Source organism: Rhizobium sp. C1 (assembly GCF_021026335.1).
Taxonomy (GTDB): Bacteria; Pseudomonadota; Alphaproteobacteria; order Rhizobiales; family Rhizobiaceae; genus Ensifer_A.
This window is the reverse complement of record NZ_JAJNCY010000001.1, coordinates 596,808-620,067: the sequence shown is the minus strand read 5'-3', so window position 1 is coordinate 620,067 and position 23,260 is coordinate 596,808. Positions and strand designations below refer to the sequence as shown.

The 23,260-nt window shown below is 62.0% G+C and carries 24 protein-coding genes and 1 pseudogene; 14 read left to right on the top strand and 11 right to left on the bottom strand.

Annotated elements, in window-relative coordinates:
* Positions 1-131: 131 nt before the first annotated feature.
* Positions 132-1,679, top strand: a complete 1,548-nt coding sequence (locus tag LQK83_RS03110; protein ID WP_230836280.1) for a D-alanyl-D-alanine carboxypeptidase — start codon at positions 132-134, stop codon at positions 1,677-1,679.
* A 150-nt stretch (positions 1,680-1,829) separates the two neighbouring features.
* Positions 1,830-2,081 (top strand): hypothetical protein, encoded by a 252-nt coding sequence (locus tag LQK83_RS03105; RefSeq protein WP_230835810.1) that lies wholly within the window; start codon positions 1,830-1,832, stop codon positions 2,079-2,081.
* A 7-nt stretch (positions 2,082-2,088) separates the two neighbouring features.
* Here the strand turns inward: LQK83_RS03105 and folK are convergent, their stop codons facing one another.
* From folK to folP, 3 genes are all read right to left on the bottom strand, one after another.
* Complete coding sequence (gene folK / locus LQK83_RS03100; protein ID WP_230835809.1) at positions 2,089-2,613, bottom strand: 2-amino-4-hydroxy-6-hydroxymethyldihydropteridine diphosphokinase; 525 nt, start codon at positions 2,611-2,613, stop codon at positions 2,089-2,091.
* Positions 2,603-2,947: a dihydroneopterin aldolase gene (folB, locus tag LQK83_RS03095; protein WP_269065259.1), complete on the bottom strand. Its 345-nt coding sequence runs from the start codon at positions 2,945-2,947 to the stop codon at positions 2,603-2,605. Before folB ends, folK begins: the two co-directional genes overlap by 11 nt.
* A 77-nt stretch (positions 2,948-3,024) precedes the next feature.
* Positions 3,025-3,885 carry a dihydropteroate synthase gene (gene folP / locus LQK83_RS03090; protein ID WP_230835807.1) on the bottom strand — a complete coding sequence of 287 codons (861 nt, stop codon included), beginning with the start codon at positions 3,883-3,885 and terminating at the stop codon, positions 3,025-3,027.
* A 145-nt stretch (positions 3,886-4,030) separates the two neighbouring features.
* Here folP and LQK83_RS03085 point away from each other — a divergent pair, with 145 nt between their 5' ends.
* On the top strand, positions 4,031-4,678 hold the full coding sequence (locus LQK83_RS03085) for a DUF922 domain-containing Zn-dependent protease (RefSeq protein ID WP_230835806.1): 648 nt from the start codon (positions 4,031-4,033) through the stop codon (positions 4,676-4,678).
* A 724-nt stretch (positions 4,679-5,402) separates the two neighbouring features.
* Here the strand turns inward: LQK83_RS03085 and LQK83_RS03080 are convergent.
* Positions 5,403-5,723: a 2Fe-2S iron-sulfur cluster-binding protein gene (locus LQK83_RS03080; RefSeq protein WP_109857464.1), complete on the bottom strand. Its 321-nt coding sequence runs from the start codon at positions 5,721-5,723 to the stop codon at positions 5,403-5,405.
* A 117-nt stretch (positions 5,724-5,840) separates the two neighbouring features.
* Positions 5,841-6,260 carry an RNA polymerase-binding protein DksA gene (gene dksA, locus LQK83_RS03075; RefSeq protein ID WP_230835805.1) on the bottom strand — a complete coding sequence of 140 codons (420 nt, stop codon included), beginning with the start codon at positions 6,258-6,260 and terminating at the stop codon, positions 5,841-5,843.
* A 398-nt stretch (positions 6,261-6,658) separates the two neighbouring features.
* Here dksA and LQK83_RS03070 point away from each other — a divergent pair, with 398 nt between their 5' ends.
* Complete coding sequence (locus LQK83_RS03070) at positions 6,659-7,153, top strand: SixA phosphatase family protein (protein ID WP_230835804.1); 495 nt, start codon at positions 6,659-6,661, stop codon at positions 7,151-7,153.
* A gap of 64 nt (positions 7,154-7,217) precedes the next feature.
* Here the strand turns inward: LQK83_RS03070 and LQK83_RS03065 are convergent, their stop codons facing one another.
* On the bottom strand, positions 7,218-8,285 hold the full coding sequence (locus LQK83_RS03065; protein WP_230836278.1) for a citrate synthase/methylcitrate synthase: 1,068 nt from the start codon (positions 8,283-8,285) through the stop codon (positions 7,218-7,220).
* A 142-nt stretch (positions 8,286-8,427) separates the two neighbouring features.
* Between LQK83_RS03065 and LQK83_RS03060 the strand changes: the two genes are divergently transcribed.
* The 5 genes from LQK83_RS03060 to LQK83_RS03040 all read left to right on the top strand — a co-directional run bounded on the left by LQK83_RS03060 (position 8,428) and on the right by LQK83_RS03040 (position 13,794).
* On the top strand, positions 8,428-9,621 hold the full coding sequence (locus LQK83_RS03060; protein WP_230835803.1) for a citrate synthase family protein: 1,194 nt from the start codon (positions 8,428-8,430) through the stop codon (positions 9,619-9,621).
* Between the two features lie 158 nt (positions 9,622-9,779).
* Positions 9,780-10,421 carry a hypothetical protein gene (locus LQK83_RS03055; RefSeq protein ID WP_230835802.1) on the top strand — a complete coding sequence of 214 codons (642 nt, stop codon included), beginning with the start codon at positions 9,780-9,782 and terminating at the stop codon, positions 10,419-10,421.
* A gap of 142 nt (positions 10,422-10,563) precedes the next feature.
* Complete coding sequence (locus LQK83_RS03050) at positions 10,564-12,033, top strand: YcjX family protein (RefSeq protein ID WP_230835801.1); 1,470 nt, start codon at positions 10,564-10,566, stop codon at positions 12,031-12,033.
* On the top strand, positions 12,030-13,073 hold the full coding sequence (locus tag LQK83_RS03045) for a YcjF family protein (protein WP_230835800.1): 1,044 nt from the start codon (positions 12,030-12,032) through the stop codon (positions 13,071-13,073). Before LQK83_RS03050 ends, LQK83_RS03045 begins: the two co-directional genes overlap by 4 nt.
* A 193-nt stretch (positions 13,074-13,266) precedes the next feature.
* Complete coding sequence (locus LQK83_RS03040) at positions 13,267-13,794, top strand: hypothetical protein (RefSeq protein ID WP_230835799.1); 528 nt, start codon at positions 13,267-13,269, stop codon at positions 13,792-13,794.
* Here the strand turns inward: LQK83_RS03040 and LQK83_RS03035 are convergent.
* Together LQK83_RS03035 and LQK83_RS03030 are read right to left on the bottom strand one after the other, a co-directional pair.
* A complete protein-coding gene (locus LQK83_RS03035) occupies positions 13,787-14,650 on the bottom strand; it encodes a class I SAM-dependent methyltransferase (protein WP_230835798.1) in 864 nt (287 codons plus the stop codon). The genes LQK83_RS03040 and LQK83_RS03035 overlap by 8 nt on opposite strands.
* Before the next feature lie 195 nt (positions 14,651-14,845).
* Complete coding sequence (locus LQK83_RS03030) at positions 14,846-15,199, bottom strand: gamma-butyrobetaine hydroxylase-like domain-containing protein (RefSeq protein WP_230835797.1); 354 nt, start codon at positions 15,197-15,199, stop codon at positions 14,846-14,848.
* 193 nt (positions 15,200-15,392) lie between these two features.
* On the opposite strand from LQK83_RS03030, the gene moaA reads away from it, so the two are divergent.
* The 5 genes and pseudogenes from moaA (at position 15,393) to mobB (ending at position 19,194) form a co-directional block, all read left to right on the top strand.
* Complete coding sequence (gene moaA, locus LQK83_RS03025; RefSeq protein ID WP_230836276.1) at positions 15,393-16,382, top strand: GTP 3',8-cyclase MoaA; 990 nt, start codon at positions 15,393-15,395, stop codon at positions 16,380-16,382.
* A 40-nt stretch (positions 16,383-16,422) separates the two neighbouring features.
* Complete coding sequence (locus LQK83_RS03020; RefSeq protein ID WP_230835796.1) at positions 16,423-17,097, top strand: DUF1176 domain-containing protein; 675 nt, start codon at positions 16,423-16,425, stop codon at positions 17,095-17,097.
* A gap of 50 nt (positions 17,098-17,147) precedes the next feature.
* Entirely contained in the window at positions 17,148-18,053 is a 906-nt protein-coding gene (locus LQK83_RS03015; RefSeq protein WP_230835795.1) for a DMT family transporter, read from the top strand.
* A gap of 10 nt (positions 18,054-18,063) precedes the next feature.
* A pseudogene (gene mobA / locus LQK83_RS03010) lies at positions 18,064-18,633 on the top strand (molybdenum cofactor guanylyltransferase MobA); the annotation flags it as partial.
* A 30-nt stretch (positions 18,634-18,663) separates the two neighbouring features.
* Complete coding sequence (gene mobB / locus LQK83_RS03005; RefSeq protein ID WP_230836274.1) at positions 18,664-19,194, top strand: molybdopterin-guanine dinucleotide biosynthesis protein B; 531 nt, start codon at positions 18,664-18,666, stop codon at positions 19,192-19,194.
* A 29-nt stretch (positions 19,195-19,223) separates the two neighbouring features.
* Here the strand turns inward: mobB and LQK83_RS03000 are convergent, their stop codons facing one another.
* The 3 genes from LQK83_RS03000 to LQK83_RS02990 form a co-directional block, all read right to left on the bottom strand.
* A complete protein-coding gene (locus LQK83_RS03000) occupies positions 19,224-20,462 on the bottom strand; it encodes a DUF1501 domain-containing protein (RefSeq protein ID WP_230835794.1) in 1,239 nt (412 codons plus the stop codon).
* 4 nt (positions 20,463-20,466) lie between these two features.
* Positions 20,467-22,002: a DUF1800 domain-containing protein gene (locus LQK83_RS02995; RefSeq protein ID WP_230835793.1), complete on the bottom strand. Its 1,536-nt coding sequence runs from the start codon at positions 22,000-22,002 to the stop codon at positions 20,467-20,469.
* A 177-nt stretch (positions 22,003-22,179) separates the two neighbouring features.
* Positions 22,180-23,202 (bottom strand): potassium channel family protein, encoded by a 1,023-nt coding sequence (locus LQK83_RS02990; protein WP_230835792.1) that lies wholly within the window; start codon positions 23,200-23,202, stop codon positions 22,180-22,182.
* Positions 23,203-23,260: the final 58 nt, after the last annotated feature.

Sequence of the window (23,260 nt, the reverse complement as noted above, 5' to 3'; positions counted from 1 at the left end):
AGCAAACTCGTAAACGCGCCATTCATCATAAACCGATTGGTAACGCTATCCGGTTAGTGTCCTCCCAATGGCGTCGAGGAGGGATGGCGCCGGCTAAACAGGTGAGCAATCGTAAGAGTAAAAAAGTGGCAATGCTGAAAAACTCCCAGAAAAAACGTTCTACAGCCGGCAACTTCGTCGGATTGTTCCGGAAGATCGTCGTCGCGATCATTGCAGGCACGTTTTTTGCCGCCAGCACCGCCTATGCAGCCAAGCAGGCCGGCATTGTCATTGATGCCAACACGGGCAAAGTGCTGTACAATCAGGATTCAGGCGGCCTGCGTTACCCCGCGTCGCTGACGAAAATGATGACGCTCTATCTCGTCTTCGAAGCGCTGAATTCCGGCAAGCTGACCAAATCGACACCCATCACCATGTCGGCCACGGCAGCAGGACAGGCTCCGACCAAGCTCGGCGTCCGCGCCGGCGGCACCTTTACGGTCGAACAGGGCATTCTCGCCCTCGTCACCCGCTCGGCCAACGACGTGGCCTGGGCATTTGCAGAAACGCTCGGCGGTTCCGTTCCGAACTTCGGCAAGATGATGACGGCGAAGGCTCGTTCGCTCGGCATGCGCAACACGATCTACGTCAATCCGAACGGTCTGCCTGACGACCGTCAGGTGACGACGGCGCGCGACCAGGCGGTCCTCGGCATCGCACTGCGTCAGCACTTCCCGCAATATTACAGCTACTTCTCGGTCCGGTCCTTCCGCTTCGGCAAGCAGGTGATCGGCAACCACAACCATCTGCTCGGCCGCGTGGCCGGCGTTGACGGCATCAAGACGGGCTATACGCGCGCCGCCGGCTCCAACCTCGCAACGTCGGCGGTGGCCGATGGTCATTCCATCGTCGTTGTCGTTCTGGGAGAACGTTCGGCCGGTGCCCGCGATTCGCGCGTCACCCAGCTTGTGAAGCGCTACCTGCCGCTCTCTTCCAGCGGTCGCGGCAACTATGTGATTGCCCGCTCTGCACCCGCCGCAGCACCGAGCGCCGTCGAAATCCCGGCGCCTGTCCGTTCTGCAGCCTCCATGGCCTCCACCCCGGTGGAAGTCGCCTCGGCCAGCAATTCGGATCTGCCACCCGTCGCAGTCCCGGCGCCGGCAGCAGAGCCTGCCGCAGAGATCAACCGCATCGATCAGGCTTTTGGCGACGCACCGCGCGTTACGCCGAGGAAGCCCTCGCCCTTCGAAAAGTCGAAGAATGAAGATGAAGACAGCACCGAAGTCCGGACGGCGTTTGCCGCCCAGAAGGCCGAAACGCTGATCAAGTCCGAAACCAAGGCCGAAAAGAAAAAGGTCGAGAAGGAAAAGGAAGTCGCCAAGTCCAAGGATGACGAGGATGAAGACGGTGTGGATCAGGTGACCACAGCCTCCACCTCGCGCTCTTCCAAGGACAAGGGCTGGACCATTCAGGTTGGCGCAGCGCCGAGCAAGGAACTCGCAGAGGGTCTTCTCGACAAGGCAAAGGCCAAAGGCGGCAAGGTATTGCGTTCCGCCGACCCCTATACGGTTGCAGCAATGTCTGACGGCGCCAAGGTCTACCGCGCTCGCTTCAGCGGCTTCCGCGGCCAGGATTCGGCAGTGAATGCCTGCAAGGCGCTCAAGCGCCGCGGCATCAGCTGCTGGGCAAGCCTGGAGTAGACCGATGAATTGGGTGCGAAACAACATCACGGCCGCACCGACAACCTCCCGCGTCGCGACAATCCACCGCCGCGCCGCCGGACCATCAACGACCCGGGAGCCCGCAAGTCCGCGGCTTACCCTCGATTTTTACTGCGTACGAGGCCTGTCATGTCGATGAACGAAAACTTCCAGGGCAACGAAACCAATGCCCTGCGTCCCTTCCGCAACATGCTGCATCCGCTGCACGAAGCGGCCATGCGGCTGGCTGGTGCCGGTGGCAAGGCGCGCACCCGCGATCTCGTGTCCATGCTCCTGAGCCACGGCGCCCGCGCTTGGCGCAGCGCGCAGCCGCGGACGCAGATCCACCTCTACACGACCGCCCCGAACGGCCGCCGTCCGGTGCGCATCCGTCTCGGGTGACAGTCGGTCAGGCCAGAGCCTGCCACCAGTTGCCGTCTTTCGAGACCGGCTCAATACCGCCCGCGTCAACCTTTGTCAGAAGGTCGCGGGCGTTTTGCTTTGCGATCACCGTATCCGGCGCATAATCGCAAAGCGGCTGCAGCACGAAGGCGCGCTCGACAATTCGGGGATGCGGCAGCAGCAGCCGCTCTGCGTCGCTCGTCACACCTTCATAGGTCAGAATATCGATATCGAGTGTGCGTGGCCCCCAGCGCTCGATACGCACACGGTTCATCTCCTTCTCGAGACCGAGACAGAGATCGAGAAGCGCTTCCGGCGACAGGCTCGTCTCGATCAGCGCGCAGGCGTTGAAGAACCAGTCCTGATCCGTCTTGCCCCAGGGGGGCGTCCGGTAAAGCCGCGAGACGGTGACGACGCGGCAATCCGCGCGGGCGTCGATCATCCTGAGCGCCGCCGCCATATTGGCCGCAGGATCTCCGATGTTTCCGCCAAGCCCGAGATTGGCCCGCCGAACACCAGGCTCAGGGGACATGCGTCACCGTCACTTCGACATAGTCGAGCACGCCCGGGACCGGCGCATTCGGCTTGCGCACCGTGATCTCGGCGCGCTTGATGTGGGGAAACTTCTCCGTCAGCCCGGTGGCAATGTCGGCCGCCAGCGCCTCGATGAGATAGCGCCGCTGCCCCAGCACGACCGATTCGATCACCTTGAAGGCCACGCCGTAATCGACGGTGCCGTCCAGCTTGTCGTCCTGAAGTGGCGCGTCCGCCTCGACATCCAGCCGGGCGTCGACAAAGAAGCGCTGTCCGAGAAAGGCCTCCTCGTCGAAGAAACCGTGACGGGCGAAGAACGCGCAGTTCTTCATGTAGATCGTATAGTGCTTCACCGGTTCATCCCTTTCGGCGCGTGGTGGATCGTGCGTTGCAGATCGCCGCCCCCAATTCAAGACGCAATCATAGCATCCGCCACGGCAAGCGCATCCCTGCTGCTTGCGACATCATGCACCCTGAACACGCTGGCGCCGGCAAGCCGCAGGATCGCACTGGTGGCCGCCGTCGCCACATCCCGCTCCGCCGCCACCGTCTGCCCGGTAATGTCACCAAGAAAGCGCTTGCGCGAGGTGCCTGCCAGAAGCGGCAGCCCCAGACCATGCAACGCACCAAACCGCCGCATCAACTCGATATTGATCGCCGCCGTCTCCTTGGCAAAGCCGAAGCCCGGATCAAGCACGATGCTCCCACGCGCAATGCCCGCCGCATCCGCAATCTCGAGCGAGCGGGCGAAAAACGCCAGCTGATCCTCGATCGCATCGGACAGAACCGCCCGTCCCCGCCCCGTATGCATGATGCAGACGCCTGCGCCATGCCGCGCGGCGACGGACGCAATCTCGGGCTCGCGCGTTAGCCCCCAGACATCGTTGACAATATGCGCGCCGGCGTTCAGCGCAGCCTCAGCCGTTTCGGCCCGGTAGGTATCGACCGAGATGACCGGCCCCGCGCCGCCAAACCGTTGGACAAGCGCCTCGATGACCGGCAGGATCCGGCTCCGCTCTTCCGCGCCATCCACCGCGGCCGCTCCCGGTCGCGTCGATTCGCCGCCGATATCGAGGATATGCGCGCCCGCTTCAGCCAGGCGCAGCGCTTGCGCGACCGCCGCCTCTCCGGTCTCGAAACGCCCGCCATCGGAAAACGAATCCGGCGTGACATTGACGATTGCCATGATCAGACCGCGCGGCCCCAAAACCAGAGAGCGCCCATGCGCCAGCGACCATTCACGCGGTTCGAAAAAGGCTCGGTCCTGCATCCCTGATCTCCGCCCTTAATACTTTCGCAACACCTGAGGCGGAATCGCGACCTCTATTGCTTTTTTTATTGCTCTCAACCTCGCTATGCATCAAGCTCGGCCCAAAGACAATGAACGGGAACTTTCGAAACGGGAGCTTGCGCGCATGAACTTTGTGTCGGTGTGGGCGTCTTGGCGCGTCTTGGCCTTTCTTGGAACCGTCCTGTGCGGTCTTGTCGCGCTGGCCTCGCTTGCCAAAGCCGATCCAAGCATCCGCAAATCCACCGTCTATTTCAGCGTCAGCGGCAGGACAGCCTCCGAACTCGACAATGCCCTGATGCGCAATGGCCCGAAGGTCGGCGGCATGGCGCGCCACCCGGGTGCCGCCCAGATCAAGTTCTCCGGCGATATCAAGTATAGCGAAACGAAGGGGCGCTGCTCGGTCGCGGCCGCGCGCGTGAACCTGAACCTACGGCTCATACTTCCCAACTGGAAGAACCGCGCCGGCGCGCCGCTGGGTCTTGCCGTTCTGTGGGATTCACTGGCCGGGGACATCCATCGCCACGAGGAGCGCCACGCCGAAATCGCCACCCAGCATGCGCGCCAGATGGAACAGGCGCTGAAATCGCTGCCTCCCCAGAAAACCTGCGAGGAAATGCAGGCTCTGGTCACACGAACGACCGATGAGCAGATTGCCCTGCACGACGAAGACCAGCAGCGCTTCGATCGCGTCGAGATGGCCAATTTCGAAGCCCGTATCATGCGCCTCATCAAGGAACGTCAGGCGCAGATGCAGGCCAGCGCCGCAAAGTGAACCGGACGCCAGCCAGCCAGCTGAACGCGAATTCTGCCCCTTTGCAGATTCCCGCCGGCGCCTCGGCCGGACTGCACAAGCGAAACCTCTAAACTGTATAAATCTGGATGCGCCTCCGGTCAGCTGGTCAGCTTGCCTCGGTCTTGGTCTGCTTCATGACAGGCGCGACGATCCATAGTCGCAATTCTCTGCCGCACTGACGAAACTTGCGCGAAGCAGACTCTGCCAACAGGCAATCACCCTGCAAAAGTTACAGTGGCAAAGACGTAACTCCTGAGTTACATTGATCTCTATCCAACGTCCGCGCGGCCACCGAGCCAGCGCCAGAGAAGACGGACCGGCGCTGAGGCGCCTGATTTTGAGACGGATGAGCCGTCGTGTTTCAGTTTGGTTGAGGCCGCGCGTCAGACTTGCGTCAGAGTTTGAGGGAGCTTGATCACTCCCTAGGACGGTTTGCGGGATATCGCATTTACACATTCGATCTGACGGCCGCGAGGGGAAAAGGCGGCGTCGGATCCGGGACATTCAACCTTCTCCTGGCGCGCGTCCTACAGACGACAGGGCGCATCCTCCCTCGCCCCTGGCGCGCCCGCCTGGCCTCGCTTGACGGTATCCGCAAGCGAGGCTTTTTTTATCCCATTCAATGAACGGTCGGAGTAGCCTCTTCGTCGACCATGCCTGAGAACGTGACGTGAGCGCGGAGTGTGCAAAGTAGCGCCTGAGGTCAGGCCTGCTTTTCAGGCACGCGTACGACGAGGCCGTCAAAAGCATCCGACATCTTGATCTGACAGGAAAGCCGCGATGTGGGGCGCACATCGAAGGCGAAATCAAGCATGTCCTCTTCCATCGGCTCGGGCGAACCAACCTTCTCGGACCACGCCTCGTCGACATAGACATGACAGGTGGCACAGGCACAGGCGCCGCCGCATTCGGCCTCAATGCCCGGCACCGAGTTGCGAACGGCATTTTCCATGACCGTCGAACCGGACTGCGCATCAATTTCGAAAGGCGTTCCGTCGAACGCGATGATTGTCAGCTTGGGCATGGGAAACCTGTATCCTTCAACAAATGCGCCCCGCTCCGGATCGAGATCCGCGCGAGGCGTAATCCTGCCGCAGGCCCTGCCTGCAAGCAATCTCGTCAATTCCTGCGACCAGAACGATCACTCGTCGCGATAGACCTTCTCGCGACGCTCGTGACGCTCCTGCGCCTCGATCGACAGCGTGGCGATCGGCCTCGCGTCCAGGCGCTTCAGCCCGATCGGTTCGCCCGTTTCCTCGCAGTAACCATAGGTGCCGTCTTCGATCCGAAGCAGAGCAGCGTCGATCTTGGAAATCAACTTGCGCTGGCGATCGCGAGCGCGCAACTCGATGGCACGGTCGGTTTCGGAGGAGGCACGATCGGCGAGATCGGGATGATTTGCGCTTTCTTCTGCGAGGTGATCGAGCGTCTCGCGCGCTTCGCGGAGAATTTCATTCTTCCAGTTGATCAGCTTGGCTCGGAAATAAGCCTGCTGATTGGGGTTCATGAACTCCTCGTCTTCAGAAAGGACGTACTTGCTAAGTTCGATAGTCTCACTCAACGCGATTCTCCTGGAGAACATCACTTTCAGCGGGTGTATAGCCACATTGGGGTCACAGTTCAAGCAAGGAATGCCGCCTTTCAACGGTTGAACAGGATAAAATCAGATCGCCTAAAAAATCGTCAAGCTTTTGAATAGGTGTGACAATTTGATGAACAGATTCGTGTCTGCACTGCGCGCACACCTCTTCGATCACGCATCTGTGCTCACATCTTGACGGCTGCTGTCATCTTAACCGTAGGGCCAACTTGACCGTCCTCGGGCGGCCCCCTAGATTTCGTCTCACGCGCCGCGGTCCGTTGAAAGACGCAGCCGGGACCCCGCGGCGACTATCTCATCCGGGCGGCTTCGCTCATCTTCCATACGTTCCGGCGCAAGGCGGTCCAGGCAACAGGTTCATGCAGACAACTCTTCCAACGGTCAGCCGCCTCTTTCTTCTCAGACACGCGCAAAGCGCGTGGCCGAAGCCCGGGGAGCGCGATTTCGACCGGCAACTGGACACAATAGGCAGGGCGGAAGCCGAGCGCATCGGGCGCGCCGCCGCCGGCATGGACCTGAGCCCCACCCTGCTGGTCTGCTCCACCGCCGAACGCTGCAAGCAGACGGCCGCCGCCTTCATGGCGGCCATGGAGCACGCGCCTGACGTGTCGCTCGATCCTGACCTCTACAGCGCCGGCCCGGATCACTATATGGCGATATGCCAAGCCGTGGCGAGCGGCAGCAGCGTCATGATCGTCGGACACAATCCGATGATCGAGGAAGCCTTCAACCGTCTTGCCGGCGCGCGGGTGGCAAGCAGCCATATCCCGGCCGGCTTTCCAACGGCAGGCCTTGCCGCCTTCACCCGCAGCGGCGACGAGCCCTGGCGGCTAGAGACACTGCTCACGCCCTGACGAGCGCCCGCTTATTGAGCCTAAAGCCCGTGCCTCAAGCCTCTTAGCCTCGCCCGCTTTTGTCTCAGACTGGAGCGGGTCCGACATAGCGTGATTGTGGACGAATGAGCCGCGCCACCTTGTCCTGCTCGAGCACATGCGCGGTCCAGCCGGCCATGCGGCCGCAGGCAAAGACATTGGTGAAACTTCTGCGCGGAAAGCCGACCGCTTCCAGAACAAGCGCCGTGTAGAACTCGACATTGGTCTGCAGAGGCTTCTGCGGCTTGCGCTCGGCCAGCAGCGCAAGCGCCTCGGCCTCGACCTTCTCGGCAAAGGCAATGCGGCCGCCCGTATCCTTGAGGCCTGCGACCGCCCGCTTCAGCGCATCTGCGCGCGGATCACGCACCCGGTAAATCCGATGCCCGAAGCCCATAAGCCGCTCGCCGCGATCCAGCGCGGCCACCAGCCAGGGACGAATATTATCCTCGCCACCAATGGAATCCAGCATGTCGAGAACGGGCCCCGGCGCACCACCGTGAAGAGGCCCTTTCAAGGCGCAAAGTCCGCCGATGACGGAGGAGAACAGGCCGGCCTGCGTCGAGGCGATGACACGGGCGGCAAAGGTCGAGGCATTGAGCCCATGATCAGCCACCGTGACGAGATAGGTCTCCAGTGCCGCGACCTTGTCAGCCGGCTGCTCCGAGCCATGCAGCATGCGCAGGAAATCCGCCGCAAGCCCCAGCGAGGCATCCGGCGCGACCGGCTCAAGTCCGCGCCCGCGCCGCGCGATTGCCGCCGCAAAGACAGGCGTCGCCGCCACAGCCACCAGGCGGTGACTTTCCGCTTCAGCATCCGGCAGAAGCGACAGAAGCAGACGCAAGGCCTCGACTTCGGAAAGGCCCTCAAGCGCCGGCAGGGCCGCCTTCATTCGATCAAAAGCCACCTCGCGCGCTGCGCCGAGCCGCATCCGGAGCCGTGCTTCATCGAGATTTTCGGGAGCAAGATCGCGCCAGAGTAGCGCCAGAACCGCCTCGAAGGACCAGCCGGCCAGCTGATCCAGTTCATGCCCGCGCAGAACCAGGCGTCCCGCTGCCCCATCGACATGCGACAGCACCGTCTCCGCGACCACAACGCCCTCCAGCCCGGGAGACACAACGTCACCCACCAGAGACTCTTTTGATTTCAAGGAGATATTCATGACTATTAACCTCGCGACAGATTTCGTGTTGACCGTCACGATCCTGTCAGCGAAGGATATATAGTCAATCTTGATTCAACCAATCAATGTGTATTCCATGGCTGCTCACGATCAATATGTCGATGCTGAAACCGCTGCCGAGCTTCTCGGTGTCAGCCGCGCCACGCTCTATGCCTATGTGAGTCGCGGTCAGATCCATACATCCGGTTCTGATGGCGATCCGCGCCGACGGCTTTACAGCGCCTACGACATTGACGAACTCAACAAGCGCAAGACCATCGGCCGGCGCCCCCGCGCCGTGGCCGAGACGACGCTGGACTGGGGCCTGCCGGTTCTTGCCTCCTCCATCTCGCTGATTGATGAAGGCCGGCTTTATTATCGCGGCCATGATGCCGCTCGCCTTGCCGAAAACTCGACGCTCGAAGACACCGCCCGCCTGCTCTGGGATTGCGGCGCGACCGATCCCTTTGCCGATCCCGCCAACATACCCGAACGCTTCGACCCTTATGTGACCAACCTCACGCGGCCGCTGCCTTTGACCGAACGGTGTCAGTCGCTGCTGCCGCTGGTCGCCGCAGGCAGAACGACCGCGTGGCAGCGAAGCGCACGCGCACTCTGGCCTGGCGCCGCCACTCTTATCCGGGCCATGGCAGGGGCGGCAAGCTGCAGCTCCGCAGACGGTGCGCCTGTCCACAAGCATCTCGCGCGCGAATGGGAATGCGGCGATTTCGGCGGCGATCTCATCCGCCGCGCGCTCATTCTGCTTGCCGACCACGAACTCAACGCTTCCGCCTTCGCCGTCCGCGTCGTGGCTTCCACCGGCGCCTCGCTGGGCGCTTGCCTCAATGCCGGCCTCTCGGCCCTGAGCGGGCCCATGCATGGCGGCACAACCAGCCTTGTCGAACTTCTGTTCGACGATGTCCGTCAGGCCGGGGGTGCCGCCGCTGCGGTCGAAACGCGGCTGCGGCGCGGCGACGGCGTGCCAGGCTTCTCGCATCCCCTTTATCCGGAAGGCGATCCACGCGCCGCGGCCCTCATGCCGCTGCTGCCTCGCGACGCCAGCCGCGACGATCTCATCGCGGTCATGGAAGACACGGCCGGCAAGCGGCCCAATATCGACTTTGCTCTCGTATCGCTGCGGCGCGCGCTGGGCCTCCCGCGTGGCAGCGCGCTTGCCCTCTTCGCCGTCGGCCGCTCGGTCGGCTGGATCGCGCATGCATTGGAACAGAACGCAGAAGGCGGCCTGATCCGGCCCCGCGCCCGCTATGTTGGTCCGGCGCCGGAAGATTGAGGCCCTGCAGTGAGATCTTCAGGGCCGACACCCAACGGGACTAAGGCCACAACTAAACGCAACCTTAAAATGAATATTTTCTTTGAAATAATCTAAGATTGAACATCATATACAATTTTGGATAGCTATGCGGAATCCCTCAACCAAAAGGAGTCCGCATGCGTATTTCCTATGTCGTTACGAGCATATTGCTGGCACTTTGTCTCACTGGCTGCGATCAGCCATCCCTCGCCGTTCGCGGCGATAGCACCGCACTGGCCTCGCGCAGCGGCATGGCGAAAATCTGGAACCTGCGTCCGAGCTGGGATTCAAAGCGCTGGTGGGTGATCGTCGGAAAGTCGTTCACGCCCGAACGCGCCGTCTTCAACGACGGCGTCGGTGGCCAGAGCATCCGCGCCCTGCGCGACAAGATGCTGGCCGACCACATTCACCGCGGTCTGCCCACCGTCATTTATGATCGGCGCAACGACGGGGAGGACCCTGTCCAATACGTTGCAGACCTGAAGGAAGCGGTGGCCACGCTGACGACGCGGGACTTTCTGATCCTGCCCCAGGTGCCGCAATCGGCCGGCTATCCTGAAACGCCGGACCAGATGGACGCCATGAAGGAAATCGACACACAGGTGCTCGCTCTTTGGCCTGAAAACACGTTCTCTCCCGCCGAGAGGAAGGCCTTCATGGATGCGCTCGCGCCGGACGAGACGCGCATCGATGGGCTCCATCGCAACGAAAAGGGCCAGATGATCGAGGCGGAATGGATTGGTCAATGGCTCCATCGGCGCATCGAAACCGGGTCGTAACAAACAGCGCGCCAGTCCTGGACCCCATCTGCGCAGGCGCAAGGCAACCGTCCTGAGCAGGAGGCGTCAAGGCCGCCTCGATTGAACCGGCGGGATGCCTAACCTATATCTTCGTCATGATCCCGCCGACCCGCGAGCCTGCATGACCCCTTCCCTGACATCGCTGACGGATGACGTGCTGATTGCGGCGGAGAACCTCGCCGATCTCGGCAAGGGTCTCGTCAATCCATCGCTGCGCCTCGGCGTTACCGGTCTGTCCCGCTCCGGGAAGACGGTGTTCATCACCGCGCTCGTCCATAATCTCGTCCATGGCGGCCGGCTCCCACTGGTACGCGCCCTGCATCAGGGCCGCGTCTCCTCCGTCCATCTCGATCCGCAGCCCGACGATGCCGTGCCGCGCTTTCAGTACGAAGACCATGTCCGCGACATGGTGGAAAAACGTATCTGGCCGGATAGTACCCGCTCGATCTCCGAGCTGCGGCTGACGGTCCATTACGAAAGCGCCAGCGGCTGGAACCGCTTCTTCCGACCCGGCACGCTGAATATCGATATCGTCGATTATCCGGGCGAATGGCTGCTTGACCTGCCTCTTCTGGGCCAGGACTATTCGGAATTCTCGAAGAACGCGCAGACGCTCTCCCGCTCTGACATCCGCGGCCCGCTGGCGCGGGAATGGCTGGCGCTCGCCGAGCGCATCGATCCGGACTCGTCTGCTGACGAGTTGGTGGTGCGCGACATGGCGCAGGCCTATGCGGCCTATCTCAAAGCCTGCAAGTCGGACGAACGCTCGCTCTCCATGCTGCCACCCGGCCGCTTTCTCATGCCCGGCGACCTTGAAGGCTCGCCGGCACTAACCTTTGCACCCCTCATCCGCCTCATTGACGGCCCTGCGCCGAAGGGCTCCTATCAGGCCATGATGGAGCGCCGTTTCGAAGCCTACAAGGCGATCGTGGTGCGCCCCTTCTTCCGCGATCACTTCGCCCGGCTGGACCGCCAGATCGTGCTGGTGGACACGCTGCAGGCCGTCAATCGCGGGCCGGAGGCGCTGAAAGATCTGGAACATGCGCTGGGCGACGTGCTTTCATGCTTCCGCGCCGGCAAGGGCAACCTGCTCTCCTCGATCCTGACGCGCCGCATCGACAAGGTGCTGATCGCCGCGACCAAGGCCGACCATCTGCATCACGAAAGCCACGACCGGTTGGAACTCCTCACCCGCCGTCTCGTCTCCGGTGCACTCACCCGCATCGGCATGTCGGGCGCCGGCATCGAGACGGTGGCGCTTGCCTCCGTTCGCGCCACCCGCGAGGCCACCGTCAAACATGGCGGCGAAGACCTGCCTGTCATCAGCGGCACACCGATCGACGGAGAAATCATCGACGGAGAACGCTTCGACGGCAAGCGCCGCACCGCTGTTTTCCCCGGCGACCTGCCGAAAGACCCCGAAACGCTGTTCGACAGTGCCGGCCACGCCAGCCTCCTGAAACCCGGCGATTTCACCGCAGTCCGCTTCCGCCCGCCTGAACTCGGCTCGGCAGCAGGGCTGGAACTGACTTTGCCGCATATACGGCTCGACCGCGCCATCGAATTTTTGATCGGAGACCGGCTGGCATGAGCGACGCCCCGCGCAAACCCATGAACTTCTCCGAAGCGCCGGAAACGAAAGTGGAAACGGCTACGCGCCGCCCCGCATGGTTCGACAACGGCGTGGTGGAAACGCCGTTGGAAGAGGACATCTTCGAGGCCGAAGGCATCGACGCGGAACGGCGGATTGCCGAAACCGGCACGCTGAAACCCGCCCGCCGCTTCCCCTTCTTCAAGATCTTCTCCGGAGCGCTCGGTGTGCTTGTGTCCATGGGCATGGGCCTCTGGATCGACAGCATCGTGAAGGATCTCTTTGGGCGCGAGGACTGGCTCGGCTATGTGGCGCTGGCCGCAGTCGCCGTTCTTGTCCTGTCTGCCATCGGCTTTGTGGCCCGCGAACTCTACGGCCTGAAAAGCCTGACCAACATCCAGACGCTGAAGCAGGAAGCGCGCGACGCCGCCCGATCGAAGAGCCGCGACGATGCCGCCAAGACGGTCAAGGCGCTCTCCGCTCATCTTTCGCATCGCCCGGAAACCGCGCGCGGCCGCAAGGCGCTGGAGGATCACGCCCGCGAGATCATCGACAATCCCGGCATGATGGCGCTCGCGGAAAGCGAACTTCTCTCCCCCCTGGATGAGGAAGCGCGCCGCATGATTGCCAATGCCGCCCGCCGCGTTTCCGTGGTCACTGCGGTGAGTCCACGCGCCTTGGTCGATATCGGTTACGTGCTTTTCGAGGCCGCGCGCCTCATCCGCATGCTGGCCTTTCTCTATGGTGGCCGGCCCGGTTTCTTCGGCCTGATCCGTTTGCTGCGCGAAACCGTGGCTCACCTTGCGGTGACGGGCGCAATTGCGGTCGGCGATGACGCGATCCAGCAGGTGCTCGGTCATGGCCTCGCGTCGAAGGTTTCCGCCCGTCTCGGCGAAGGCGTGGCCAATGGATTGATGACCGCGCGCATCGGCATTGCGGCTATGGATCTGTGCCGTCCGATGGATTTCGCGGAAATCCGTCGCCCAAAGGTCACAGACTTTCTGAATGTCCTGAAAGACGCGTCGAAAACCCCTCGGTGACGTTGGACAAGCGCAAAAATTTCGGTTACCGCCTCTGATCAGGAAGTGTTTCGAGTGCTTCGTTTTGTTGTTCGCGGGGATGTGGACAGCGTGAGGGAAACGGTCCCTGGACATCTGTTTTTCATAGTCCATTAACCAATCCGCGCGAGACTCCGAGACAGTTCCGGTGCCTATCCCCGTTGAAGGAAGTCCGATGTCCGCCAAGCTTTCCATCGCTGCAGCCGTTTTCGCGCTTGCTGCTGTTTCGCCGCTCGCAGCTCATGCCGGCGACCGCGAATTTTTCGACAGCACCGCCGGCATCTGGCAGGGGCCGGGCGAAATCGTCGCCGGCAAGTACAAGGGCACGAAATTCACATGCGACCTCAAAGGCGAGTCGAAGTCGACCGGCGCAGGTCTGAAGCTTGATGGCTCCTGCCGCGTCGGCGTATTCGCGCAGCCGATGTCTGCCACGATCGAACGCAGCGGCGAAAGCTACAAGGGCAGTTTCCTAGACGGTTCTGACGGCAAGGGTCTCGACATCGTTTCGGGCGCCGTTGTCGGCAACCGCGTCATCGTCGGCATCAACCGCAAGAACCTGAACGGCGCCATGATCGCCCGTCTCAAGGACAAGAACACACTGAACGTCACCATCTCCGTTCGCGTCAACGACAGCCTCGTGCCCGTCATCGGCATGACGCTCGGCCGCAAGATGGATCAGGCCTCGGTCAGCGCGGTCAAATAGGATCGGCACTCGACAACAAGTCGAGCTTTCGCGGAGCCGACGAGTGCCGGTTCTCGCTCTCCTGATCGTGACCCCGCACGGCGAGGACGTGGAAATACTCCACGTCGCAAGTCTCGCCACCGAAATCCAGCATTTCCCCCTGAGGTGAGAACAGGTCAAAACGAGCCTCGAAGCCCGCATGCGTCAATTGCCTGCGCAACTGTGCCGGCGTCGTCGCATAGACCATGATCCCGAAATGATGCGCATGGTGCAGAATGACATTGTGCTCACCCTGAATTTCGTAGCGGCGATACCAATGCTGACGGAACCATCCCATTGACCGCATGGTCAAGCGATACGCCAGACGCACAGGATCGGCCGTCCATGTCACCCTCGGGCTGAACCGCGACGTGCCAAAGCCGTTCCAGCCGCGATTAAAGGTCGAGAAGACAAAACAGCCTCCCGGCCTCAGAACACGGGCGACCTCGTTCAGAACTTGAAGACGGCCCTCGCCCTCCACGGAATCGATCCCGTTATAGCTGAAGACGACAAGATCGAATGATGCATCCTCGAACGCGGCAAGATTACGCGCATCCATGACTTCAAAGCGAAGCTCGGGCAGCAGCCGGTGCGACAGATCAATCATTTCCCGCGTGTAGTCGATCCCGACATAGCTGCGCGAGCGCGGCGCGAGAAGCTCTGCCGTCCGGCCCGCCCCCACCCCGATATCCAGAACACGCGCGCCCGAGGCTGCCGCCAGCGCCAGATCGAAGGCCTTTTCCTCGCCCTGATCGATATACCCGTGAATGGCGCGATAGTACCGCCGCTCCAGCGGATTTTTCCAGGTTCGACGATTGATAAGCTCGACCTTACTCATGACCAGACGCCAAAAACCGTTAATGACGGAAAACGGTTCCACGCTGGAAGCGGGCAGTCAAATTAAAGTTTCGTTAAGATTCTCCACGCATCAAGCGGCTATAAATCGTTGATTGCTCTTCTTGAAAGCAGCACCTTTTTTTCGGATAGCGCAAGCGCCCAAAGCACCTCCCGCACCGGCCTTATTGCGAACGAACTAGCCGCGTTCCATCCCTTTGACCGTGAGATCCGCCAGATAATCCGCAAACAGCGCATCCCCCTCCTCGCCCAGCTGGCGAAGATAGGTCCAGGTATAGATCCCGCTGTCATGCATGTCGTCGAAACCGATGCGGACCGCGTAGTTCCCGGATGGCTGCACGCTGATGATCTCGACTTGGCGCTTGCCCGGTACGGTCACCTTCTGGCCCGGTCCATGGCCCTGAACTTCCGCTGATGGAGACAGGACGCGCAGCATCTCGGCGGCAAGCGGAAACACCTTTCCGTCATCGAATGTCACCGTCATGGTGCGGCGATCCTTGGAGACCTTGATGGCGGTTGGACGGCTTGTCATGGCTCTGCTTTCAAAGATTTGATTGGCGCGTGGTCCGCCCCATATAATAGACAGAGGGAGCGGCGCAAAGCACCGTTTCCATTCCGTCGGAACGACTTGACCCGAAGCATTCCCGTCGTCACATTGGGGGCGGAGGAGTAAGACGTTGAACCAGCACAATCCGGTGACAGCCGACACGACCGCGCGCCCGCCCATGATCGACCCTTTCGGGCGTATGGTCTCATACCTGCGCGTTTCCGTGACCGACCGCTGCGACTTCCGCTGCACCTATTGCATGGCAGAACACATGACCTTCCTGCCGAAGCGCGATCTGCTGACGCTGGAAGAACTGGACCGGCTCTGTTCGGCCTTCATCGCCAAGGGCGTGAAGAAGCTTCGCCTCACCGGCGGCGAGCCGCTGGTGCGCAAGAACATCATGTACCTGATCCGCGAGCTCGGAAAGAAGGTCCATTCCGGGGAACTGGAGGAGCTGACACTGACCACCAACGGCTCCAATCTGGAGCGCTTTGCGCCGGAACTGGCCGAAGCCGGCATCCGCCGCATCAATGTCTCCGTCGATACGCTCGACACGGCGAAGTTCCGCGAGATCACCCGGCTCGGCGATCTCGGCAAGGTGCTGGCAGGTATCGAGGCAGCTCAAAAGGCCGGCATCAAGGTCAAGCTGAACGCGGTCGCGCTCAAGGATTTCAACGAGAAGGAAATCCCGGGCATGATCGAATGGGCGCATGGTCGCGGCATGGACATGACGCTGATCGAGACCATGCCGATGGGCGAGATTGAGGAAGACCGCACCGATCAATATCTGCCGCTCTCCAAGGTGCGCGCCGACCTGGCCGAACGCTTCACGCTGAGCGACATTCCTTTCCGCACCGGCGGTCCGGCCCGCTATGTCGAGGTGAAGGAGACCGGCGGCAGGCTCGGCTTCATCACGCCGATGACGCATAATTTCTGTGAGAGCTGCAATCGCGTGCGCCTGACCTGCACCGGTACGCTCTACATGTGCCTCGGCCAGAACGATGCGGCGGATCTCCGTGCGGTGCTTCGCGAAAGCGACGATCCGGAGGTTCTTTCCGCGGCGATAGACGAGGCAATCCGCCGCAAGCCGAAGGGCCACGATTTCATCATCGACCGCGATCATAAACGCCCCGCCGTGGCGCGTCACATGAGCGTCACCGGCGGGTGATCATGTCCGACACGATGGCAAAGAAGGAAGAAATTTGAACGTGCAGACGCTTTCTTCAACCCTTGCCGCAATCCTTCTTGCAACGGTAACCGCAACCGCCTTCGCTGAAGACAAGCCGGCTGAGCCCGCCAAGGCGGAGGACCCGGGCATCGTTGCGGCCACGAGCTTTGCCTTCGCTGCCGTTCCTGGTCAATGCGACGAGCGCACCGCCGACAATGCCAAAAAGGACGAGGATAGCGCCTACCCACTCACCTGGAAAGACAAGTATGGCGACCCGCCGGTCGAGCATAAGGCGACACTCTACGAAATCTATTGCTATTCCGGCGCCTACAACACGGCCTTCCTCTATGTCCTGAAGGACACCGAAAACAAGCTTTCCCTCATCTCCTTCGCCTCACCCACCTTCGATATCGCCTATGTGTCCGGCGACGAAACCGAAACGAAGCTGAAGCGCGATCCGACCGTTACCGGATACGCAGCCAGCTTTTTCCTGACCAACGCCTCCTTCGACGAGAAGACACAGACAATCTCCGAATTCGCCAAATGGCGCGGGATTGGCGACGCGTGGTCGGCGGGCGACTGGCAGTTGCGCGATGGCCAGTTCGTGCTGACGCGTTACGAGATCGATCCGATCTATGAGGCCAATCTGGATAACCCATCCCAAAAGCTGCAAGACAAGAGTTTCCAGCTTTTCCCGCCGATGAAAAAGAAATAAGCCAAGCTGATCAAGCAACACGAATCTCGAGCGCGGAAAGCACGCCGGAAATGCCCTTGTCGGACAATATAAAAGGCGCGCTCTACATGACCGCGGCCATGGCAGGCTTCGGCTTCAACGACATGCTGGTCAAGACGGCGACAAAGACGCTGGCGACCGGCGAGATCATCCTGATCCGCGGCACGATATCCACCTGCCTGATCTTTCTGCTGGCGCTGCATATGGGGGCGCTCAGGCCGCTGAAAACCGCGCTTCACCCGATGCTGGCGCTGCGCGTACTGGCGGAGGTCACGGCCACCTTCACCTATATCTATGCGCTGGGACAACTCCCGCTCGCCAATGCCGGCGCGATCCTGCAATTCCTGCCGCTCGCCGTCACGCTGGGCGCCGCGATCTTTCTGGGAGAGCCAGTCGGCTGGCGGCGCTGGGGCGCGATCATCGCCGGCTTCCTCGGCGTGTTGCTCATCATCAAGCCCGGCCCGGATGGCTTCTCGCTGGCCTCCCTCCTGGCGCTCGCCTGCGTCTTCGCCGCCGCCGCGCGCGACATCGCGACCAAGCGCCTGCCGCAGGGGATTCCCACGGTCTATGTCACGCTCCTGACCTCCTTTGCTGTCACCGCAGGTGCCGGCCTCTTCATCACCCCACTGGGTGGCTGGCAAACCCCGCCACTCATCGACGTGAGCATTCTCGCGCTCGCTGCCATCTGTCTGATGGTCGGCTATCTGGCCCTAATTACGGCGATGCGCACGGGCGAAATCTCCTTCATCGCGCCCTTCCGCTACACCTACATGATCTGGGCGCTGGCGCTAAGCTTCACGGTCTTTGGCGACCTGCCGGACATGTTCATGATGATCGGCTGCGCGATTGTCGTCGCCTCTGGCATCTATACATTCTGCCGCGAGAACCGCCGCCGGACCGACATGCCAGCCCAGTCGCTACCGCGCGCGCCGCATTGATGAGCAAACCATGAGCGAAGAAACTCTCCAGAAATTTCCTGGTCTGGTCCTGGCAGGCGGCCGCTCCACCCGCATGGGCGAGGACAAAACGGTCAAACGCTTAGCCGGCAAACCTTTGGCACAGATCGTTGCGGCGCGCCTCGCAAACCAGGTGCCCCGTGTCTTCATCAATACGTCCAATACGGCGCTCGACAGCCTTGGCTTCGACCTCCTGCCCGACGCGCTGGAAGGGCAGCAGGGCCCGCTCGCAGGCATCCTTGCCGGCCTGGACCATCTCGCCTCAAGCCTGCCGACTGCAACACACCTTGCCACCGTCCCCGCCGACGCACCTTTCTTCCCGGAAACGCTGGTCGCCCGCCTTGCCAGCGCCATTGTTGACCCCGAGACCATCGCCATGGCCGCCTATTGCGGCGATCCCGAACCGGCTTTCGCACTTTGGCCTGTGGCGCTCGCCGCCCGCCTGCGTCACTGGCTGGAGACCGGCGAGAGCCGCGCCATCCGCGCCTTCGCCGCAACATGTCAGGTCCGCCTCATCGATTTCGTGGATGAGCCCCCCCACAGCTTCTTCAACGTCAACCGCCCGCGCGATTTCGAGCGCGCCAGAGACCTGATGGGCCTTGGACACTCCCCGAAAATTCTGGGCATTTCCGGCTGGAAGAATTCCGGCAAGACGGGACTGACGGTCCGCCTCGTCGAGGAGCTGATCGCCCGCGGCTACCGCGTCTCGACCATCAAGCATGCTCACCACGACTTCGACATCGACAAGGTCGGCGCCGACAGCTTCCGCCACCGGCAAGCCGGCGCGCATGAAGTCACCATTGTCTCCGGCACCCGCTACGCCATCATGCGCGAGCTGCGCGGCAATCCCGAACCCGCCTTCGAGGAGGTGCTGTCCCGCCTTGCCCCCTGCGATATTGTCGTGATCGAAGGCTACAAGCGCGAACCGGTCCCAAAGATCGAGGCGCGGCGACTGGAGGCCAAGAGCCGCGTTCCGCTGGCTCCGGAAGATCCGCATATCGTGGCTATTGCGGCAGATCATGCGGTGGACGATACGGATCTGCCGGTGTTCGATCTGGATGACACGATGGCAATTGCGGATTTCACGGAGAGGCTGCTTGGATTTGCGGAGGTTAATCGATAAATCAGCGCGGAAGGTTTCAATCGCGCCCCTCACCCCACCTTCAACAACCCATCCAAGGGCTTGATAGCGCCGCTGTCCGGGAACACATCCCTCCCAAGCGCCGCTTCCTCGATCCCGAGATGATCGCGCAACGCGCCCTTCAGCACAGCCCGCAGGTCCGTCGTCGGCGCAAGATCGCGTTGCTGGAACAGTGCCTTGTCCGCGAGACCGGGCCAATCGGCGAGCACGCGGCCACCCTTGACCGCACCGCCGGCCAGGAACGCCACCGTGGCTGTGCCGTGGTCGGTGCCTTCCGTGCCGTTCATTCGCACGGTGCGGCCGAATTCGGTGGCCACGACCACGACAGTCTCGTCCCAGGCCGGCCCGAGCGAAACTTTCAGCGCCGCCAGACCCGCATCAAGTTCCGCCAGCGCCTTGCCGAGATTGTCACCTTCGGGCCGCTCGGTCGCATGCGTGTCCCAGCCATCGAGATCGATCGCGCCGATGCGCGGGCCATTGGGGTCGGTGAAGAGCTTTGCGACCATTTCCATGCCCTTGACGAAATTCGAATTCGCCTCCGGATGGGCGGCACCGGGCTGTCCCATGGCCGCATTCATCCCGGCATTGGCAACGGCAATACGTTCGAGATCGAGGCCGCGACCGAAGGCGTTGGCGAGCGTCGGGTCTGCCGACTTGTAGAAGTTCAAAAGTCGGGCCCGTGCATCCTCCGGTGCCGGCTTGACGCCACCGGCTGCCCAGGTCAGCGTCGAGGCGGGCCCGCGCATGATCAGCGGCACCGTCGGACCGATCGCCAGGCCTCCGGTTTTCACGCTGCCCGCCTTGCCCAACTGCGACATGGCGCGATTGAGCCAGCCGGTGCTCACGGCACCTGTACCCGGCATCCCGCTTTCCAGAACGTCCTGCCCGTCGAAATGCGAGCGGTCGCGATAGGGGGTCGCCACGGCATGGATCGCCAGCGCCTGCCCCTGGGCAAACATGTCATGCAGCGCGGCAAGTTTCGGGTTCATCACAAAGCCGCCGACGATGGGAAGGCCTGCCGGACTCCCGTCAGCACCCAGAATCAAGCCGGCCCGGGCGCGCTCGAAATCCGGATCGAAGGCCGGCTCGATGACTGCAAGCCCGTCCATGCCGCCGCGCAGCACGACCATCAGGAAGCGCGGATCGCGCCCCGGCGCGGCGCTGGCAAATTGTGGTGCGAAGGACCAGGCGGTGAAGGCGCTGGCGGTCAGCAGGAAGCCACGGCGGGTCGGATGCAGAAATTCGAACATGGTGTTACCTCACCTGAATTTCGGGGGACATGACAATCATGGCCAGCGCCTCGCGGCGGCTTGCGGCCCGTTTGATCGCCGTCTGCATGTCGGGCTTCAGCGCAGGACCGAAGAGCGCATTGGCGAGCTCCATCGGCTCAGGCGGGTTCTTCGGCTGTCCGGCGAGCTGAAGCGCATAGTCAAAGCGCTTGACCAGCGCATTGGGCGCGGCCCAGGCCATGTCGGTATCAGGGAAGCCGTTGGGAGAGCGCGGCGTCCAGAGTGGCTGCCCCAGCACCCGGGCAAAGTTGACCACCTTTTTCGGATCGGTATTCAGCGCGAGAACGCGCTCGCAGCAGATCGCCATGTCATAGGGAGAGATGACTTTGGCGGGCGCCAGGCTCCAGGCCTCCGGCGCTTTGACCAGCGTCATGAAAGTCTCGCGCAGATCGCCATCCGTTTCGTGGAAGCGCTTGGCGACCGTCTGAACCAGCGTCGGCGAGGCCTTGTCGCCGACGAAATGGCGCACCAGCTTGTCGGCGATATGTTGCGCGGTCGCCGGATGCGCGGCCAGCATGTCGAGCAGCGCTTCGCCCTGAGCCTCACCGCCCTCGGAAAAGGGCGTTCCCATCACCGTAAAGGCGCCGGGCTCGTGCCGGTTAGCGTCGAACTTGAACGCCCCGGGCGTCGGATCCTTGTCCCCCGCAATGCCCCAGCCGGTGATGATACGTGCCGCGTTGGTCACATCGGTCTGATTGTATCCGGCCTTCACGCCGACCGTATGCAGCTCCAGAAGCTCGCGGCCGAGGTTTTCGTTCAACCCCTTCTTCTGTTTCTGACCGGCCTTGGAATTCGGCCCGAAGGAAACCTGATTGTCGAGATAGTAAAGCATGGCCGGGTGATGCATGATCGCGCCCAGCATATCGCGAAACCGGCCGGTGACATGAGGCCGGATCGCCTCACGCTCATAGGCACCGGCAATGACCCGCACATCTTCGCCCTTGGAGCAGGAAATGCAGAAATGCCCCGCCCAGAAATCCGTCAGCCGCTCGATCAGCGGCCGCTCGGACGTTACGGCCATCTGCTGGCGATAGGCGGCCTCATTATCGAACTGGATGCGGACGAACTCGTTCTTCTGCTTGAATATTTCCTTGTTCTCGGCGGTGGCGGCCGCAGCCGCGTCCGGCGCCTTGACCATGGTCACGGAGCCCGCCATCGCGGCCCCATCCGGAGCCTTGGCCGCGCCAGCCGCCGCATGGGCCGGAGCGACATTTGCTGCAGTCCCGCTGACAGGCGCGCCGTTCGCCGATACCCCGTTGGCGGGGGCGGCAGGACTGGCGACCGCCATGCGCGCATCCCGCACCTCCCGTTGCCGTTCACGCAATTGCTGGAGGATGTCGGTCGAAGCAAGCAATCCCGATCCGTCAGAAAATTTATAACCATCAAGCTGCGCAAGAACCGCTTCTCGCGCATCCGGACCGACCTTTCGCCAGCCATCGGGCGCCGGGCCGAAGCCGAAGCGCCTTTGCGCCGTCACTGCCATGTCATCTGCAAGCGCCATGCGGAAACCTCCATGGTAAACACGACTGCAACGTGGGATCTACACCGTTCGATTGAGCATTTTCGCATCGTCAATTTCGCAGATTTACCCATCCATGCCGACACGATTACGGCGCGGCTCGAATCTTACGTAGATTTAATCTGCCAAGGTTATCGAAATCGATAGACGAACTTTCCCTTACTCGAACAAGGCCCGCGCCGCCGTCACGCTGCGCCCCACGATCACGATCCCGTCCCCACTGGCGACGACCAGCGCAGGATCGGGTGACGCAATCGTCTCGCCGCTCTGCCGGTTGACCTGCACGATGAAGAAGCCGCCATGCGCCGTCGCCTCGATCTCGGCGATGGAAAGCCCCGTCAGCGGCCCCTCGGCCGGCACGATGACGACATCCATTTCCAGCCCCAGCCCCCGCAGGGAGTGCTCCAGCTCCTGCATCTGCGAACTGGTTCGCAGCCGCCGCGCGGCTTCCGGATAGAGGATCAGTTCGGCAATCCGCTCCGCCCCGATATGCGCCGGCAGCACGACCTTGTCGGCGCCGGCCTGCTTCAACTTGTTCTCGGTGGACGGCACCTCGCCGCGCGCGATGATCTCGATCTTCGGATTGAGCGCGCGGGCCGAGAGCGTGATGAAGACATTGGCCGCATCGTTCGGCAGCACGCAGGCCAGCGTATGCGCCCGGTCTATCCCGGCATGTTTCAGCACCTCCTCATGCGTGCCGTCGCCGACGAGACAGAGATAGCCGTTCTCGCGGATCTCGGAGGCCCGCGCCTCGCTCATTTCCAGCACGACGAACTTGCGCCCCGCCGCCTTGAGCTCCCGCGCCAGCATATAGCCGATGCGCCCGAAGCCGACGACGATGACATGGTCCTTCAGCTTGTCGATTTCGGATTGCATGCGATTGCTCCCCAGGATTTGCCGGATCTGCGTGATGGTGAGAAACTGAATGAGTGCACCGGTGAGAAGGATCATCCCCGTGCAGCCGAAGATCATTAGAAACACGGTCACCAGATGGAGATAGGTCGTGTCGATCGGATGCACTTCGCCATAGCCGACCGTGTAGACGGTGAGCAGCACCATGTAGAACGCATCGCCGAAATCCCACCCCGCCCACATATAGGCGAAGGTCGCGATCACCACGACCGTGAGATTGAACAGCACGATATTCGCCAGAGTGCGCCCCGGCGACCGGAAGAGATTCATGGATATGTGTCCCCAGAGCCGGGAATCACGCGGGGTTCCGGGCTTGCGGGGGAGTATT